15 protein-coding genes are annotated in these 17,374 nt (G+C 68.9%); 3 read left to right on the forward strand and 12 right to left on the reverse strand.

Translation table 11 applies throughout. The features are described 5' to 3' along the window. Positions 1–66: 66 nt before the first annotated feature. Positions 67–2,121, reverse strand: a complete 2,055-nt coding sequence (locus GGR04_RS05825) for an alpha-1,4-glucan--maltose-1-phosphate maltosyltransferase (protein ID WP_183198748.1) — start codon at positions 2,119–2,121, stop codon at positions 67–69. Positions 2,122–2,267: 146 nt separating this feature from the next. After that, a complete protein-coding gene (locus tag GGR04_RS05830) occupies positions 2,268–3,116 on the reverse strand; it encodes a fumarylacetoacetate hydrolase family protein (RefSeq protein ID WP_183198750.1) in 849 nt (282 codons plus the stop codon). A gap of 160 nt (positions 3,117–3,276) precedes the next feature. Here GGR04_RS05830 and GGR04_RS05835 point away from each other — a divergent pair, with 160 nt between their 5' ends. After that, a complete protein-coding gene (locus GGR04_RS05835) occupies positions 3,277–3,693 on the forward strand; it encodes an ABZJ_00895 family protein (protein ID WP_183198752.1) in 417 nt (138 codons plus the stop codon). Positions 3,694–3,825: 132 nt separating this feature from the next. On the opposite strand, the gene guaD is transcribed toward GGR04_RS05835, so the two are convergent. From guaD to uraH, 10 genes are all read right to left on the reverse strand, one after another. Then, positions 3,826–5,241 (reverse strand): guanine deaminase, encoded by a 1,416-nt coding sequence (gene guaD / locus GGR04_RS05840; protein ID WP_183198754.1) that lies wholly within the window; start codon positions 5,239–5,241, stop codon positions 3,826–3,828. Between the two features lie 24 nt (positions 5,242–5,265). Further along, a complete protein-coding gene (locus GGR04_RS05845) occupies positions 5,266–6,525 on the reverse strand; it encodes a urate hydroxylase PuuD (RefSeq protein ID WP_183198756.1) in 1,260 nt (419 codons plus the stop codon). Between the two features lie 239 nt (positions 6,526–6,764). After that, complete coding sequence (locus GGR04_RS05850) at positions 6,765–7,865, reverse strand: BMP family ABC transporter substrate-binding protein (RefSeq protein WP_183198758.1); 1,101 nt, start codon at positions 7,863–7,865, stop codon at positions 6,765–6,767. A 29-nt stretch (positions 7,866–7,894) separates the two neighbouring features. Continuing rightward, entirely contained in the window at positions 7,895–8,818 is a 924-nt protein-coding gene (locus GGR04_RS05855) for an ABC transporter permease (protein WP_183198761.1), read from the reverse strand. After that, the gene (locus tag GGR04_RS05860) at positions 8,815–9,957 is read right to left on the reverse strand and encodes an ABC transporter permease (protein WP_183198762.1); all 1,143 of its coding nucleotides are present in this window, start codon (positions 9,955–9,957) and stop codon (positions 8,815–8,817) included. The genes GGR04_RS05855 and GGR04_RS05860 overlap by 4 nt, the downstream gene beginning before the upstream one ends. Next, entirely contained in the window at positions 9,957–11,483 is a 1,527-nt protein-coding gene (locus tag GGR04_RS05865; protein ID WP_183198763.1) for an ABC transporter ATP-binding protein, read from the reverse strand. Before GGR04_RS05865 ends, GGR04_RS05860 begins: the two co-directional genes overlap by 1 nt. Continuing rightward, the gene (xdhC, locus tag GGR04_RS05870; protein ID WP_183198765.1) at positions 11,467–12,369 is read right to left on the reverse strand and encodes a xanthine dehydrogenase accessory protein XdhC; all 903 of its coding nucleotides are present in this window, start codon (positions 12,367–12,369) and stop codon (positions 11,467–11,469) included. The genes GGR04_RS05865 and xdhC overlap by 17 nt, the downstream gene beginning before the upstream one ends. A 2-nt stretch (positions 12,370–12,371) precedes the next feature. Then, on the reverse strand, positions 12,372–14,774 hold the full coding sequence (xdhB, locus tag GGR04_RS05875; RefSeq protein WP_183198767.1) for a xanthine dehydrogenase molybdopterin binding subunit: 2,403 nt from the start codon (positions 14,772–14,774) through the stop codon (positions 12,372–12,374). Next, complete coding sequence (xdhA, locus tag GGR04_RS05880; protein ID WP_183198769.1) at positions 14,774–16,213, reverse strand: xanthine dehydrogenase small subunit; 1,440 nt, start codon at positions 16,211–16,213, stop codon at positions 14,774–14,776. Before xdhA ends, xdhB begins: the two co-directional genes overlap by 1 nt. 3 nt (positions 16,214–16,216) lie before the next feature. Further along, entirely contained in the window at positions 16,217–16,588 is a 372-nt protein-coding gene (gene uraH / locus GGR04_RS05885; protein WP_183198772.1) for a hydroxyisourate hydrolase, read from the reverse strand. Between the two features lie 155 nt (positions 16,589–16,743). Between uraH and GGR04_RS05890 the strand changes: the two genes are divergently transcribed. Further along, complete coding sequence (locus GGR04_RS05890) at positions 16,744–16,962, forward strand: type II toxin-antitoxin system PrlF family antitoxin (RefSeq protein ID WP_183198774.1); 219 nt, start codon at positions 16,744–16,746, stop codon at positions 16,960–16,962. A gap of 10 nt (positions 16,963–16,972) precedes the next feature. Beyond that, positions 16,973–17,305: a type II toxin-antitoxin system PemK/MazF family toxin gene (locus GGR04_RS05895; protein ID WP_312857414.1), complete on the forward strand. Its 333-nt coding sequence runs from the start codon at positions 16,973–16,975 to the stop codon at positions 17,303–17,305. The last annotated feature ends 69 nt before the right edge of the window (positions 17,306–17,374 follow it).

Consider the following 17,374-nt stretch of genomic DNA (forward strand, 5'->3'; position numbering starts at 1 on the left):
CTTTCGCGTCGGGGATCCCCTGGCGGGATCGGGCGAAGCTTGCGGAAGGAAGGGGGCGCCGAGGCGTCAGACCGAGATGCGGAACACCGCATAGGGGACGTTCTCGGGCTCGAACCACCAATGCTGGACCTTGCCTGCCCAGACGAACTGCCGGTCCGCCACGAGATCCTCGACCTTCACGGTGCCGGTGTCGGGCAGGCCGAGTTCCCAGAGCGGCACCTCGAAATGCCCGCCTTGCGGGTTGTGCGGATCGAGCGAGACCATGACGAGGATGTAGGAGGAGAGATCCGCCGTGCGCTTGGCGAAGTAGAGGACGTTGTCGTTCCAGAATTCGAGGAACTGCAGGTTGCGGAAGTCGCGCAGCGCCGGCTCGGAGCGCCGGATGCGGTTGAAGAAGGCGATGTCGTCGCGGATGTTGCCTTCGCGCTTCCAGTCGAAGGCGCGGACCTCGTATTTCTCGGAATCCTTGTACTCTTCCTTGCCGACGACGAGAGGCTCGCTCTCGCACAGCTCGAAGCCGGAATAGACGCCGTAATTGCCGGCCAGCGTCGCCGCCAGCGCCAAGCGCAGTCGGAAGCCGGCGCGTCCACTCGTATGCAGGAAGAGCGGGTTGATGTCGGGCGTGTTGACGAAGAAGTTAGGGCGCATGAACTCGCCGCACTCCTCTTTCGTCAGCTCCTCGAGATACTGGCGAAGCTCCCACTTGGCGTTGCGCCAGGTGAAGTAGGAATAGGACTGGTTGTAGCCGACCTTGGCGAGACGCTTCATGAGCTTCGGCCGCGTGAAGGCCTCGGCGAGGAAGATCGCGCCGGGATCGACCGCGCGAACCTCCGCGATCATCCATTCCCAGAAGGGGAAGGGCTTGGTGTGCGGGTTGTCGACCCGGAAGATGCGAACGCCCTTGGCGAGCCAGAAGAGGACGACGTCGCGCAGCTCGATCCAGAGCGAGGGCACAGCGTCGCCCGCGTAGAAGTCGACATTGACGATGTCCTGGTACTTCTTCGGCGGGTTCTCGGCATATTTGATCGTGCCGTCCGGTCGCCAGTCGAACCAGCCGGGATGCTCCTTGATCCAGGGATGGTCGGGCGAGCACTGGATGGCGAAGTCGATGGCGATCTCCAGCCCGTGGTCGGCGGCGCGGGTCACCAACCGCTGGAAGTCGGCGAACGAGCCGAGCTCGGGATGCAGATCCTTATGGCCACCCTCCGCCGAGCCGATGGCGTAGGGGCTGCCCGGCTCGCCGGGCTGCGCCGTCACCGAGTTGTTCCGGCCCTTGCGGTTCGACTGGCCGATCGGATGGATCGGCGGGAAATAGAGGACGTCGAACCCCATTTCCTGAATGTCGGGCAGACGGGCGATCACGTCGTCGAACGTGCCGTGGCGCGTCACGTCGCCGGACTGCGAACGCGGCATCAGCTCGTACCACGAGGAGAAGCCCGCGGCCTCGCGATCGACCCAGACGGGAACCTCGGTCTCGTAGCGCGAGAGGTTCTCGCGCAACCCGACGTCGCGCATCAGCTCGGCCGTCTCGGCTTCCGCGAAGGCCGCGTAGAGCGCGTCGGCGTCGCGCTTGGCGGCGAGCTTCTCGACGCGAGCCCGCAGGGCTTTCAGCGCCTTGCCCTGGTCCTTCGTGCCGCGACCGGAGTCGGCCGCCTTTTCCAGCAGCGTCGCGCCCTCGCGCAACTCCAGCGCGATTTCGACGCCGGCGTCGCGCTTCTTCTTCGTGTCGCTGGCCCAGGTCGCGAACGTGTCTCGCCAAGCGACGATCGTGTAGCGGTAGGGTCCGGGACGCGCGAAGGCGACGCTCGCCGTCCAGCGGTCGTTCGCAAGATAGGTGAAGGGCGTCTCGCGCCAATCCTCCTCCCCCGCGCCCGCCGTGAGCAGAGCCGCGGCGATGATCTCGTGACCGTCGGAGAAGATGTCGGCCTCGACCGCCAGCGGCTCGTTCTCGGTGCGCTTCACCGCGAAGCGGCCCCCATCGATCAGCGGCGCGACCCCCTCGATCACGACGCGATCGCGTGCGAGCGCCTTCAACCGCTTCAGCGAGCCTTCCGAGACGGTGGGCTCGGCCGGCGGACGGCTCTTGCGGGACTTGGTCGCGGCGGCGTCGGACTGGGCCATGGGCGAACCTTCTCGGGTCATGGTGACGGATCGGGCCGGCGGTCATTCACAAGAATGGCCGCCGGCTGCCTTAAGGCTAGGAGGGACGACGCGGGAATCCAGTCGCGCGAAGGGGTTTCACGTGACGGCGCCCGCACGAGGTGCGGTCAGCGCGACTGCGCGCTCACCATCTGGCGCTGTTCGCCGAGATGCTCGCTGCCGAGCGTGACGATGTCGCCGTCCTTCAGGAAGACCGGCGGCTTCATGCCGGCGCCGACGCCCGCCGGCGTGCCGGTGGTGACGACGTCGCCGGGCTCGAGCGCCATGAACTGCGAGACGTAGGAGACGATCGTCCTGAAGTCGAAGATCATGTCGGCCGTGGAGCCGGCCTGCATCCGGCGCCCGTTCACGTCGAGCCAGAGGTCGAGCCTGCCGGGGTCGGACAAGGCGTCGGTCGTCACGAGCCAGGGGCCGAGCGGGCCGAAGCCGGGCGCGCTCTTGCCCTTCAGCCACTGGCCGCCGCGCTCCTTCTGCCAGTTGCGCTCCGACACGTCGTGGCAGAGCGTGAAGCCGGCGACATGGTCGAGCGCCTCGGCCTCCGACACCTGGAAGCAGCGTTCGCCGATGACGACGGCGACCTCCACCTCCCAGTCGAGCTGCGTCGAGCCGTGGGGAATGACGATCTCGTCGCGTGGGCCGGCGATCGAGGAAGTCGCCTTGGAGAAGAGCACCGGTTCCTCCGGCGGCTCGGCGCCGGTCTCGCGCGCATGGTCGGCATAGTTCAAGCCGACGGCGATGAAGTTGCGCGTGCCGCCCACGGGTGGGCCGAGGCGCTGGTTCGGATCGGTCTTCGGCAGGCTCTTGGGGTCGAGCGCCCGGATCTTGGCAAGGCCGGCCCGCGACAGGGCCTCGCCCGCCAGATCGTCGATCTCCCCGGAGAGATCGCGCAGGCGGAATTCGTCGTCGATCAGACCCGGCTTCTCGGCGCCCACTTCTCCAAACCGCACAAGCCGCATCGTCCGCCCTCCGTTGCGAGCCGCCCCCATGACGCCCGCGACATGGGGGGATAAGCCGGAGCCGCGCGCCTCGTTCCCCGCAGCGCATGCCTTTTTGGTGTTGACTTCGGGCGCACGGGCCATTGAACTGACGATCTGACCCTGACGGAACCCATCCGATATGGCGCTGAGTGATCTTGTGAGGTACGGCCTCAGATATGGTCTTTACTATCTCGCGTTGTGGGCTCTGATCGTCCTCGGAGAACTTCTCCTGCCGGGGCTGAAGAATTCCAGCGCGAACATCCTCACGATGGCGGCCAGCGCACTTGGCACATTCCATTTCTTCGTCAAAAGTGAGATGCGACTTCCAACGAGTTCTGAATACTGGAGTTTGGTTGGTGTTAGCGTATTGGTATCGCTCATCATTGAAGTCGCGATTGCATTCGGAATTCTCACTTGGTTTATCGAGCCTTTGCCTGATACCAGTTTCTGGATCATTGTGTTTGGCCTTGGCGCCGTCTTCAACTCGATAGTCGCAATGACCTGCTACTCCAAGTTCTTCGGGCGGAAGGTTCTGAAACGCGTTCAAAAGGCATAGCTGATGATGCATCGGACTCGGTTGTAGAAGCCGGATAGGATGCCGGGTCGATGACGACGCCGAAGAGCCGGTCGTCCATCGCGAGTTCGTAGAACAAGCTTCTTCGGAACCTGCTCCTGGGTTCGACGCGCGTCAGGGCGCCTGGACGCTTCCGCCTTCGCCTCTTCCGGATGCGCCCAGCGCCGGCCCCGGCTCGGCGCGCGGCGGCAGGTCGATGCCCCCGGTGCCGCGCGCATGCACCTTGCGGCCCGCCGCGTAGGTCGAGACGATGGAGCGATCGTCGCCCATCGTCATCAGCACGAAAAGTTCCTCCTCCAGCGTCTCCACCCGCTCCATGCGGCGGCGCAGCGCGGGCGTGGCGTGGGTGTCGAGGACGACGAGATCGGCCTCGAAGCCCGGCGCCACCTGCCCGATGCGGTCGCCGTAGCCGATCGCGTCGGCATTGCCGGCCGTCAGCATGTAGAAGGCGGCGTGGCCCGGCAGCGTCTGTCGGCGCAGCGCCAGCACCTTGTAGCCCTCGGCCGCCGTCGTCAGCATGGAATAGGAGGTGCCGCCGCCGATGTCGGTGGCGATCCCCGTGCGAAGGCCCGCCTCGAGCGCGGCGTCGCGGTCGAAGAGGCCGGAGCCGAGAAAGAGGTTGGAGGTCGGGCAGAACACCGCCGTCGCGCCGGCCTCCGCCAGCGCGCCCCGCTCGCGCTCGGAGAGATGGATGCAATGGCCGAACAGCGCCTTGCGCCGCACCAGCCCGTAGCGCTCGTAGACGGCGGTGTAGTCCTTCGACCAGGGAAACAGCTCGGCGACGAAGGCGATCTCGCCGGTATTCTCGCAGAGGTGCGTCTGGACGTGCATCGCCGGGTATTCGGCGGCGAGCGCCTGCGTCGCCTCCAGCTGCGCCTCGGTGGAGGTCGGGGCGAAGCGCGGCGAGATCGCGTAGGCGAGGCGCCCGTTGCCGTGCCAGCGGGCGATCAGCGCCTTCGATTCGTCGTAGCCGCGGCGCGGCGTGTCGAGCAGGGCCTCGGGCGCGTTGCGGTCCATCATTACCTTGCCAGCGACCATGCGCAGGCCTATCCGCTGGCTCTCGGTGAAGAAGCTCTCCACCGATTGCGGATGCGAGGTGCAGAAGGCGACCGCCGTGGTGGTGCCGTTGCGCAAGAGCTCGTGCAGCAGGAAGCGCGAGGCGGCGTCCGCCACCGCCGGGTCGCCGTAGCGCGTCTCCTCGGGAAAGGTGTAGCGCTGGAGCCATTCCATCAGCTCGGTGCCGTAGGAGCCGACGACCTGCGTCTGTGGCAGGTGCAGATGCGGATCGACGAAGCCGGCGGTGACGAGGAAGGGCCGGTAGTCGGCGACCGGACAGTCGAGCGCGAGATCGGGCAGGAGCGCGCCGGCCTCGCCCACCGCCTCGATCAGCCCGTCGCTGATCACCACGAGCCCGTCCTCGATGTAGCGGTGCGAGCCACCCTCGCCGACGCCGAGCGGATGGGCGTGGTAGGTGAGGACGCGCGCGCGGATGGCCAGCGTGCCGCCGGCGTCGGAAGAGAGGTTCGTCATGTGGCGAAGTCTAGCGGCTTGAGGTTATGGGCGGTAGACGGCATCGCCGGAGCGGATCCAGAGCGCCAGCGCGAGGCGCTCCTCCGGCTCCAGCCCGGTGAGGTTGCCGGGCGGCATGGCGTGCGAGCGCACCGCCTGCCGGTCGATGAGCGCGGCGTTGAGGACGATGTCGCGCTCGGTCTCCAGCAGCACCGCCTTCGGCGCATGGGCGATGCCCGGCCAGTGCGGCTGGCGAGCATGGCACATGGAGCAGCGCGACTGGACGATCGAGGAGGCCTCCGTGAAGAGCGGCGAGCGGGCGAGCGCCAGCTGCGGATCGGCGGGAAAGTCGAGGCTCTGCGCCGCCGCTGCCGGCTCCGAGCCCGGCACTGTTCGCCAGCCGGGCGCGCCCGACAGCGTGATGACGAGGGCGAACAGAAGGCCGGCCACCGCCCAGCACCACCAGAGCTGGCGCCCCGTCTTGTGCATCGTGTTGAAGAAATGGCGCACGAAGGCGCCGATGAGCAGCACCAGCCCGGCGATCGCCCAGTTCCACTGCGTGGCGAAGGCCAACGGATAGTGGTTGGAGAGCATGAGGAAGATGACGGGCAGCGTCAGGTAGTTGTTGTGGAGAGAGCGCTGCTTGGCCGCCGCGCCGAGCCGCGGGTCGGGCGTGCGCCCGGCCTTGAGGTCGGCCACCACGATCGTCTGGTTGGGGATGATGAGCATCGCGACGTTGGCGCTCATGATCGTCGCGATCATCGCGCCGGTGTGCAGCATGGCGCCGCGCCCGGAGAAGAGCTGGGAGAAGACGAAGCTCGCCGCCACGACATAGAGGAAGAGCGCGCCGAGCAGCGCCGAATCGTTATTCTTCAGCGGCGACTTGCAGATCGCGTCATAGACCACCCAGCCGAGCGCCAGCCCGGCGACGCCGATCAGCACCGCGCCCCAGGCCGGGAGGTCGGCCACAGTGGGGTCGATCAGATAGAGATCGGCGCCGAGATAGTAGACGAGGAAGAGGAGCGCCGCGCCCGACAGCCAGGTGGAATAGGCCTCCCATTTGAACCAGGTGAGGTCTTCCGGCATGTGCGGCGGGGCCACCATGTATTTCTGGATGTTATAGAAGCCGCCGCCATGCACCTGCCAGGCCTCGCCTCCCACGCCCGCCACTGGCGTGCCGTGCGGCTTGCGGAGCCCGAGGTCGAGGGCGATGAAGTAGAAGGACGACCCGATCCAGGCGATCGCGGTGACGACATGCACCCAGCGCACGCCGAACTGCAGCCATTCGGAGAAATAGGTCCACATGGGATGGCTCCGAAGCGCCGCCCCCTTGTCGCGGACGCTTCCTCTGGTGATCCGATGCGCCTTCGTCGCGCCCTCCGCCGTTCAGGAGACGGGAAGGAGGGCAGGCTGTTTCGAGGGGAACGCCGCGCGGGCGGCGGTCCCGATGCTGATGGGATGAGAGCCCGTCTAGCAAGATCGCGACGGCGGGGTGAGCCGCCAGCGGACCGGCGAGTCGCCTCGCCGGCGTCAACGGGGCGCTGCTAGTTGCGCACGCCCTCGACGTACCAGTCCATCTTCAGGAGGTCGGCGTCGGGGATGACGACGCCTGCCGCCACCTTCTCGGCGCCCGCCTGATCCTTGATCGGGCCGGTGAAGACGCTGTAGGTGCCCGCCGTCGTCTCGTCGACCACCTTCTGCGCGGCGGCCTTCACGTCGGCCGGCATCTTCTCGTTGAAGGGCGACATCTTCACCTCGCCCTCCTTCATGCCGAGCCAGACGTCGTCCTGTTTCCACGAGCCGGCGGCCACCGCCTCGACGCGGCCGACATAGTAGGGCCCCCAATTGTCGACGATCGCGGTCATGTGGGCGTTCGGCGCGAAGCTCTGCATGTCCCAGGCCTGCCCGAAGGCGACGGCGCCGCGCTTCTCGGCCTCCTGCAGCGGGCCGGGGCTGTCGGTGTGCTGGGTGATGACGTCGGCGCCCTGGTCGAGAAGCGCCGAGGTCGCCTGCACCTCCTTGGCAGGGTCGTACCAGGAATTGACCCAGACGACCTGCGTCTCGAAGGCGGGGTTCACCTTGCGCGCGGCGAGCGTGAAGGCGTTGATGCCCATCACCACTTCCGGGATCGGGAAGGACGCGACGTAGCCGGCCTTGCCCGACTTCGACATATGGCCCGCGATGGTGCCGAGCACGGCGCGCCCCTCGTAGAAGCGGGCGTTGTAGATGCCCATGTTGGCGGCCGTCTGGTAGCCGGTGGCGTGCTCGAACTTCACCTTCGGAAACTGCTTGGCGACCTTCAGGGTCGGGTTCATGAAGCCGAAGGAGGTCGAGAAGATGATGTCGTTGCCGTCCTGCGCGAGCTTGCGGATGACGCGCTCGGCGTCCGGCCCCTCCGCCACGTTCTCGACGAAGGTGGTGACGACCTTGTCGCCGAGTTTATCGGCCAGGAACTTGCGGCCCTGGTCGTGAGCGAAGGAATAGCCGAAATCGCCGACCGGGCCGACATAGACGAAGGCGGCCTTCACCGGCCGATCCAGCGCCTGCGCGAAGGCGGGATGACCGAAGGGCGTCGAGGCGAGAAGCGCGCCGCCGGCGAGGGCGGCGGCTCCGAGGAGAAGGCGGCGGCGGTTGATGGCGATCATCGAGGGCTCCTTGGGATGCGGATGGGAGGTCAGGCGGTGGCGCGGAACGGCTTGCCGAGGCAGGCCGGCGCCGCCGATCGCGTGCGGGTGCGCCCTGAGATGAGGGCGAGCACGAGGATCGTCGCGAGATAGGGAAGCGCGGTGAGGAACTCGGGCGCGAGGAACGACCAGCCGGCGGCCTTGGCCTGCAGCTCCAGCGTGATGACGGCGCCGAAGAGATAGGCGCCAAGTAGCAGCCGGCCGGGCCGCCACGAGGCGAAGACCACGAGCGCGATGGCGATCCAGCCGCGCCCGGCGGTCAGCCGCTCGGCCCACATCGGGGTCAGCACCAGCGAATAGAACGAGCCGCCGAGACCGGCCATCGCCCCGCCGAAGAGGACGGCGAGATAGCGCACCTTGAGCACGGGATAGCCGATCGAATGGGCCGAGGCGTCGTTCTCGCCGACCGCCCGCAGCACGAGCCCAGCCCGCGAATGCTTGAGGAACCACCAGACGCCCAGCGTCAGCGCGAGCGAGGCGTAGACGATGGGCGAATAGCCGAAGAGGACGCGCCAGAACGGATCGTTCGCCAGCGCCGCCGGGAAGATCGAGGTGAAGCCGGGCGTGGTGATGCCCACGAACGAGGCGCCCGCCAGCGCCGAGACGCCGGTGCCGAAGATCGTCAAGGCCAGCCCCGTCGCCACCTGATTGGCCGTCAGCGTCAGCGTCAGATAGGCGAAGATCAGCGAGGAGGCCGCCGCCGCCGCCATCGCGGCCAGTGCGCCGAGCGCGGGAATGCCGGTCGTGACGGAGACCACGAAGGCGGTGACGGCGCCGATCAGCATCATGCCCTCGACGCCGAGATTGAGGACGCCCGACTTCTCCACCACGAGTTCGCCGAGCGCGGCGATGAGGATGGGCGTCGCGGCGGTGACGATCGCGACGATGACGGCAACGGTGAAGTCCGGGCTCATGCCGCCACCTCGCCGGCCGGGCGCGCGGGAAGGGTGGGCGGCGGCGTGGGATCGGGAACCAGCGGCGCGGCCAAGGCGGGACGCCCGCCCGCCCGCAGCCGGTAGCGCACGAGAATGTCCACCGCGAGGAGGAAGAACAGCATCATCGCCTGGAACACGCCGACCGCGGCGGCGGGCAGGCCGATCGTCGTCTGCGCGCTCTCGCCGCCGACATAGGTCAGCGCCAGCACGAGCGCCGCGAGCACGATGCCGATGGGGTGCAGCCGCCCGAGAAAGGCGACGATGATGGCGGTGAAGCCGTAGCCGGTCGGGAAGGCCGGCACCATCTGGCCGAACGGCCCGGCGGCCTCGAAGATGCCGGCGAGCCCGGCGCAGCCGCCGCCGAGCAGCAGCGTCATCCAGACCACGCGCGCCTCGCGAAAGCCGGCATAGCGCGCGGCCTGCGGCGCGAGGCCGACGACGCGCACCTGAAAGCCCGCCACGGTGCGCGCGACGAGACCCCACGCCGCCAGAGCCAGCGCAAGCGCTGCGGGAATGCCGAGATGGATCAGCGTCTCCGGCACCACGATCGGCAGGGTCTGCGAGGCCGTGAACATCGCCGTCTGCGGGAAGTTGAAGCCGGCCGGATCCTTCCAGGGGCCGCGCATGAGATAATAGAGCGTCTGGATCGCGACGTAGTTGAGCATCAGGCTGGCGAGGATCTCGGAAACGCCGAGCCGGGTGCGCAGGAAGGCGGGGATCGCGGCCCAGGCCATGCCGCCGAGGACGCCGGCCACGATCATCGCCGGCAGGATCCAAGCGCCCTCGCCGTCCATCGTCAGAAGCGCGACGCCGGTGCCCGCCAGACCGCCGAGGACGTATTGGCCCTCGGCGCCGATGTTCCAGACATTGGCGCGAAAGCCGACGGAGAGGCCGACGGCGATGATCGCGAGCGGCGCGGCCTTCACCAGAAGGTCCTGCCAGCGATACCAGTCGAAGAGCGGGGTGACGAAGATCTCGCGCACCGCGCCGAACCCGTCGTAGCCGAGGAGCGTGAAGACCACGGCGCCGACCACCAGCGTCAAGACGACGGCGAGAACGGGCGTCGCGAAGAGCATCGCGCGGCTCGGCTCGCGCCGGGGCTCGAAACGCCAGGCCATCAGGCCGCGGCCTCGTGCGGGGCATCGCCGTGGACGCCGCCCATCAGCAGGCCGACGCGCTCGATGGAGATGCCCTTCACGTCCATCGCCTCCGACAGGCGTCCCTCGTTGATCACGGCGAGTCGGTCGCAGAGCTCCAGCAGCTCGTCGAGATCCTGGCTGACCACGACGATGGCCGCGCCGCGCGCGGCGAGATCGATCATCGCCTGCCGGATGAAGCCGGCGGCGCCCGCATCCACCCCCCAGGTCGGCTGCGAGACGACGAGAACCGTGGGCTCCTGCCCGATCTCGCGGCCCATGATGAACTTCTGCAGGTTGCCGCCCGAGAGGCTGCCGGCGGTGGCCTTCGGGCCGGTCGCCTTCACCGAGAAGGCGGCGATGACGCTCTCGGCGTAGCGGCGCGCGACACCGAAACGGATCAGCCCGCCCGAGGCCAGCCCCTTGCGCACGCGCGCCGAGAGGATGGCGTTCTCGGCCAGCGACAGCGCGGGCACGGCGGCATGTCCGTTGCGCTCCTCGGGCACGCAGGCGAGCCCGAGGCGGCGGCGCGCCGAGACGCCGAGCCGCTCCACCGCGCGACCCTCGATCGCGATGGTCCCCGAGACGCCCTCGCTCGTTTCGCCCGAGAGCGCGGCCAGCAGTTCGTTCTGCCCGTTGCCCGCGACGCCGGCGATGCCGAAGATCTCGCCCGAGCGCACCGTGAAGGCGACGTCGCGAAGGCTGGTGCCGAAGGGCGGCTCGCCGACCACCGAGAGGCCCGCCACCGCGAAACGTTCGCCGCCGTAGGTGCAGGCGGACTTGTCCGACAGATCCTTCAGCGAGCCGCCAATCATCAATTCGGCCATGGAGCGGGCGGTTTCCGCCGCGGGGTCGCAGGTGCCCGCGAGCCGGCCGCCGCGCAGGATCGTCGCGGTGGAGCAGAGCGCTTTGATCTCGCCAAGCTTGTGCGAGATGTAGAGAATGGAGCAGCCCTCCGCGGCGAGCTTGCGCAGCACGGCGAAGAGCCCGTCCACCTCCTGCGGCGTCAGGACGGAGGTCGGCTCGTCCATGATGAGGAGCTTCGGGCGGCCCAGCAGCGCGCGCACGATCTCGATGCGCTGGCGCTCGCCGACCGAGAGCGTGTGCACCTCGCGATGCGGGTCGAGCACGAGGTCGTATTGCGTCATCACGGCGCGGATGCGCGCCTCCAGCTCGCGTCGGGGCGGCGGCTCGTCCATGCCGAGGGCGATGTTCTCCAGCACCGTCATCGCCTCGAACAGGCAGAAATGTTGGAACACCATGGCGATGCCGAGCCGGCGCGCCTCGCGCGGCGAGGCGATGCGCACGGGCACGCCGTCGAAGCGGATCTCGCCCTCGTCGGCGGACTGCACGCCGTAGATGATCTTCACCAGCGTCGACTTGCCGGCCCCGTTCTCGCCGAGCAGCGCATGGATGCGGCCGGGCTCGACGGCGAACGAGACGTCGTCGTTGGCGACGACGCCCGGAAAGCGCTTCGAGATATGGCTCAGTTCAAGACGTGGCGGCATGCGGCTCCGTCCAGCGGGGATGGTTCGTCAATTTATTGCACTGAGATTGCACAGGCGCAAAGCCTGTGCAGCGGTTTTCCTCAAGGTTGTACGCGAACGTGACGAGAAGCTCGGCCGCCACCAGCGCGGCGATGACCTCCGGCCGCTTGTCGCGGATCGCCGCGCCGCCGATCGGCAGCACCAGCCGGTCGATCTCGCCGGCGCGGCCCTCGCCGGCGAGATGGCGCCGGAAGCTCTCGCGCTTCGTCGCCGAGCCGATCATGCCGACGTAAGCGGCATCTGGCCGGGCGAGCGCGGCGCTCGCAATGAGGAAGTCGAGCGCATGGTCGTGCGTCGCCACCACGAAGGCCGAGCCGGCGGACGCAGCGGCCACCTCGGCTTCGGGGATCGCCGCTTGACGGCGGGCGGTGCCGGGCGGGAGATCCGCCAGCCGGTCGGCGCGCGGGTCGATCACGAGGGTGCGCAGCGGCAGCGGCGCGAGGGCGCGGGCGAGTGCCTGCCCCGTGTGCCCGGCGCCGAAGACGAGGACGCTCGGATGGGCGGCTTTCGCGGCGGCGTCCCCGGCCTCGATCTGCGCCAACAGCGCCGGCGAGGCGCGGGCGAGATCGAGGACGACGCGCCCGCCGCAGCACTGGCCGATGGCGGGTCCGAGCGGGATGTCGAGCTTTGAAACCGCTTCGCCGGCCGCGAGCAGGCGCCGCGCCTCGGCGATGCCCTCCATCTCCAGCGCCCCGCCGCCGACCGTGCCGACGGCGCGCGCTGCCGTCACCACCATCGCCGCGCCGGCCTCGCGCGGCGTCGAGCCGCGCGCCTTGGCCACCGTGACAAGGATGGCGGGCTCGCCCGCTTCGAGCGCGGCGCGAAGGGCGGCGACCGGAGCGTCCATCCTCACCCGCCTCGCACCGCATCCACCGCCGCGAGCAGGCGCTCGGGTGTGGCGGGGGCGTCGAGATCGGGGAAGCGCCGATAGTCGCCGGCCGCGCAGACGGCGTCGTTCAACGCCGAGAACACCGAGAGCGCCAGCATGAAGGGCGGCTCGCCCACGGCCTTGGAACGGTAGATCGTGGCGGCGGGGTTGCGGCCCTTCTCCCAGAGCTTCACGCGCAGATCGTCCGGCCGGTCGTTGGCGGTGGGGATCTTGTAGGTGGAGGGCGCATGGGTGCGCAGGCGCCCCGCCTTGTCCCACCAGAGCTCCTCCGTCGTCAGCCAGCCCATGCCCTGAACGAAGCCGCCCTCGATCTGCCCGAGGTCGAGGGCCGGGTTCAGCGACTGCCCGGCATCGTGCAGGATGTCGGCGCGCAGCAGCCGGTTCTCGCCCGTCAGCGTGTCCACCACCACCTCGGCGCAGGCCGCCCCGTAGGCGAAGTAGTAGAAGGGCTTGCCGCTGGCGCTCTCGCGGTCGTAAGCGATGCCGGGCGTCGCGTAGAAGCCGGTGGAGGAGAGCGAGACGCGGGCGAGATAGGCTTCGCCGACGAGATCGCGGAAGCGCTTCTCCTCGGCTCCAATGCGCACGCGGCCCGGCAGGAACACCACCTCCTCGCGTGCCACATGGTAGCGCTGCATGGCATAATCGATCAGCCGACCCTTGATGGTGCGCGCCGCCGCCTGCGCCGCCATGCCGTTGAGATCGGAGCCCGAGGAGGCGGCAGTGGCCGAGGTGTTCGGCACCTTCGCCGTCGTCGTCGCCGTGATCTTCACGTTCGAGACGTCGATCTGGAACTCCTCGGCCACCACCTGCGCCACCTTGGTGAAGAGGCCCTGCCCCATCTCCGTGCCGCCGTGGTTGAGGGCAACCGAGCCATCCTTGTAGACGTGGACGAGCGCGCCCGCTTGGTTGAGATGGCTGGTGGTGAAGGAGATGCCGAACTTCACCGGGGTGAGCGCCAACCCCTTCTTGAGGATCGGGCTTTCCGCGTTGAAGGCGCGCACCGCCTCGCGCCGGGCGCGGTAGTCGGACGAGGTCTCGAGATCGCCGACGATCTCGGCGACGACGCAGTCCTCCACCGTCTGATGGTAGGGGGTGCGGCCGAAACGGCCCCCGCCCATCGCCGGATAGAAGTTGCGCCGGCGCACGTCGAGCGGGTCGAGCTTCAGATCGAAGGCGATGCGGTCGATCGCGCGCTCGATCGCCACCATGCCCTGCGGCCCGCCGAAGCCGCGAAAGGCGGTGTTGGAGACCGTGTGCGTCTTCAGCCGCCGCGAGTGGATGCGCGCGGCCTTGAGGTCGTAGGCGTTGTCGGCGTGAAACATCGCGCGGTCGGCGATGGCGCCCGAAAGATCCTTGGAGTAGCCGCAGCGCACGACATGGCGGAACTCGGCGCCGAGGATGCGCCCCGCCGCGTCGTGGCCGACGCGGTAGTCGGCACGCATCTCGTGGCGCTTGCCGGTCATCTCCATGTCGTCGTCGCGGTCGAGACGGCACTTGGCGGGACGCCCGGTGGCGCGCGCCACGAGCGCGCAGACGCTCGCGAAGAGGGCGGGCTGCGATTCCTTGCCGCCGAAGCCGCCGCCCATGCGCCGCACCTCCACGGTCACCGCATGGTCGGCGAGGCCGAGGGCCTTGGCGACGTTGTGCTGAACCTCGGAGGGGTGCTGCGTCGAGGAATGGACGAGCATGTCGCCGTCCTCGCCGGGGATCGCATAGGCGATCTGGCCCTCGAGGTAGAAATGATCCTGTCCGCCGGTTTCGACCGAGCCTTCGACCACATGCGGCGCAGCAGCCAGCGCAGCCTCGGCGTCGCCGAGCCGCATCTCGTGCGGCGGCAGGAGATCCTCGCCGAACTCGTCGGCGAGCCGGATCGCCTGGGGAATCGTGATCGCCGCCAGCAGGTCCTCGTAGTCGACCCGAGCGAGCTTGGCCGCCATCCGCGCCGCGTTCAGGTCGGCGGCCGCCACCGCGAAGAGCGGCTGCCCCACATAGGAGACGAGGTCCTCCGCGAAGATCGGGTCGTCGCCGAAGACCGGCGAGTAGTCGTTGACGCCGGGGATGTCGCTGGCCGAGAGCACGCAGACGACGCCCGGCGCGGCGCGCACCGGCGAAAGGTCGATCGCGCGAATGCGGGCGTGGGCGCGCGCGCTCATCGCGATGAAGACCTGCAGCGTGCCCGGCAGCTCCGGCTCGTCGTCGATGTAGCGTGCCGCGCCGGTGACGTGCTTGGTGCCGCTGTCGTGAGCGATGCCCTGCCCGACGCCACCCTTCAGCCGCGCCTGTTTCACCGGCGGGCGCTCGTCGAGGCTCTCGGGCGAGACGGTGCCCGCCATGCCCCGGTCCTGGATGCGGGTCTCGTCCATCACGCGACCTCCGCAATGCGCGTCGGCACGCCGCCGAGAAGCTCCAGCCGGAAGCGCTCGACGAGGTTGGCGGCGGTCTTCAGCCGGTAGTCGGCGCTGGCGCGCAGGTCGTCGAGCGGCTGGAAGTCGTCTTCCAGCGCAGCTGCCGCACGTGCCGTGGCGGCAGCGTCGAAGGGCCGGCCGACGAGCGAGCTTTCCGCGTTGAGGGCGCGCTTCGGGGTACCTGCCATGCCGCCGAAGGCGAGGCGCGCGGCCACCACGATTCGCCCCTCGAAGCGCAGCTTGAAGGCCGCGAGCACGGCCGAGATGTCGGAATCTGTGCGCTTGGAGATCTTGTAGGCGGCGAAGCGCTCCTCCGGCTCGATCACCGGCACCTCGACGGCGGCGACGAACTCGCCGGGCGCGCGGTCCTGCCGGCCGTATTCGAGGAAGAAGTCCTCGAGCAGCAGCGAGCGCGCCTCGTCGCCGCGCCGCAGGTGCAGCACCGCGCCGAGCGCGATGAGAACGGGGGGCAGGTCGCCGATCGGCGAACCGTTGGCGATGTTGCCGCCCACCGTGCCGGCATTGCGCACCTGCGGCCCCGCGAAGCGGCGCATCACCTCGCCGAGATCGGGATGCAGCGCCGTCCAGTGCGCCATGGCCTGCGAATGCGTCACGGCGGCGCCGAGGACGAGGCGGCCCGGCGCTTCCTCGACATGGGAGAGGTCGGCGACGCGCGAGACGTCGATCATCACGGGGAACTCGCGGTGCTGCTTGGTCACCCAGAGCCCGACGTCGGTGGCCCCGGCCACCAGCGTCGCGTCCGGGTGCTCGGCATAGGCGTCGGCGAGCGCGTCGACGTCGCCGGGCGAGAGCCAGAGCCGGCCGCCCGCCTCGTAGCGGAAGGTCTCCGCCCCCCGCATCGCGCCGAGCCGCGCCGCCGTCGCGGCATCGGCCACGCTCGTGTCGGGCTGCGCCTGCGCCGCGACGGCCACACCGGCATCGACGATCGGCCCGTAGCCGGTGCAGCGGCAGAGATTGCCGGCGATCTCGTCCTTCACCGATTGCCGGTCGGTGAGCGAGCCCGCCCGCCAGGCGGCATGAAGCTGAACCACGAAACCCGGCGTGCAGAAGCCGCACTGGCTGGCATGGCGCGCCACCATCTCGCGCTGGATCGGCGCGGGCGTGTCGCGGCCGAGATGCTCCACCGTCTCCACGGCGCGCCCGTGCAGCGCCGGCAGGAAGGTGATGCAGGCATTCACCGCGCGCCGGGCGAGGCCGCCTGCGCCGTCCGGTTGCTCGACGAGGATCGTGCAGGCGCCGCAGTCGCCTTCCGCGCAGCCCTCCTTCGTGCCGGTCAGGCGCTCGGGCCCGCGCAGATACTGCAGAACAGTGGTGGTCGGCGCGAGGCCCTCCACCGAGCGGTCCTCGCCGTTGAGCACGAAGCGGATCGGGGCCATGGCTCAGCTTCCCCGGTAGGTTGAGTAGCCGAAGGGCGAGAGGAGTAGCGGCACGTGGTAGTGCCGGGCCTCCGCGATGCCGAAGCGCAGCACCACCTCGTCGAGGAACTTCGGCTCGGGCAGCGCCAGTCCGCAACCGTCGAGATAGGCGCCGCAGTGGAAGGTGATCTCGTAGCGGCCGAGCCGGAAGGCCTCGCCCTCCATCAACGGCCGGTCGCAGCGCCCGTCGGCATTGGTGCGCGCCTCGGCCACGAGCTCGCGCCCGCCCTCCGACAGACGATGGAGCGACAGCGCCAAGCCCGCCGCGGGCACGCCGCGGGAGGTGTCGAGCACGTGCGTCGTCAGCCGGCCGGTGCCGGACGTCGTTCCTGCCATCAGGCCCTCGCTCGCTGATTTGACCATCCGGTCAGGGAGATTGCACCGCTTGGCCACGGTGCGTCCAGCGGAAAGCTCGGAACGGTTCCAGACGCAAGGGCTCGGCTTGCCGCCGGTAAGGAACTCTCTTACCTTCGAGGAGAAGGAGCACGACGATGATCACCAGCCGGTTGAGCTCGAAGTCGCAGACCACGATTCCCCAGGCCGTGCGCAAGGCGCTGAAGCTGCGCGAGGGCGACGAGTTGATGTATCTGATCGACGAGGATGGACGCGTGGTCTTGACCCGCGTTCCCGAAGGCCTGTTCGACGATCCGTTCGCCACCTTCACGGAATGGAACAGCGAGGAAGACGAGAAGGGCTACGCCCATCTTTGAGCGCGGCACGATCGTTCGGGTCCCCTTTCCGTTCGTGGAGACGAACAACCAACGCTATCGACCGGGACTCGCCGTGTCGCCCGGCGTGATCGGTGGCCGGTACCCGCTTCTCTGGGTCGTGATGATTACAGGCGCCGGCCACGAGCCCTGGCCGGACGATGTGGAAGTGGGCCCCCGGCATCTGGAATTCGGCCTTCCCATTCCCTCCCGTATTCGCGTGGCCAAGATCACCACCGCCGAGGCGCGCCAGGCCGAAAGGGTAGGGAACATCGATCCCGGCATCCTGGAGATCGTCATGGCGCGGCTGGCCCGGGTTCTCGGCATGCATCGGCTCGAAGCCTGAACGTGCGAAGCCGTCCGCGTCCCCGCTCTCTCGCCCCGCCGTCTCGTGCCCGCCGTTCCCCAGTCCATT

This window comes from Aureimonas pseudogalii (assembly GCF_014196835.1).
GTDB classification, from domain to species: domain Bacteria; phylum Pseudomonadota; class Alphaproteobacteria; order Rhizobiales; family Rhizobiaceae; genus Aureimonas; species Aureimonas pseudogalii.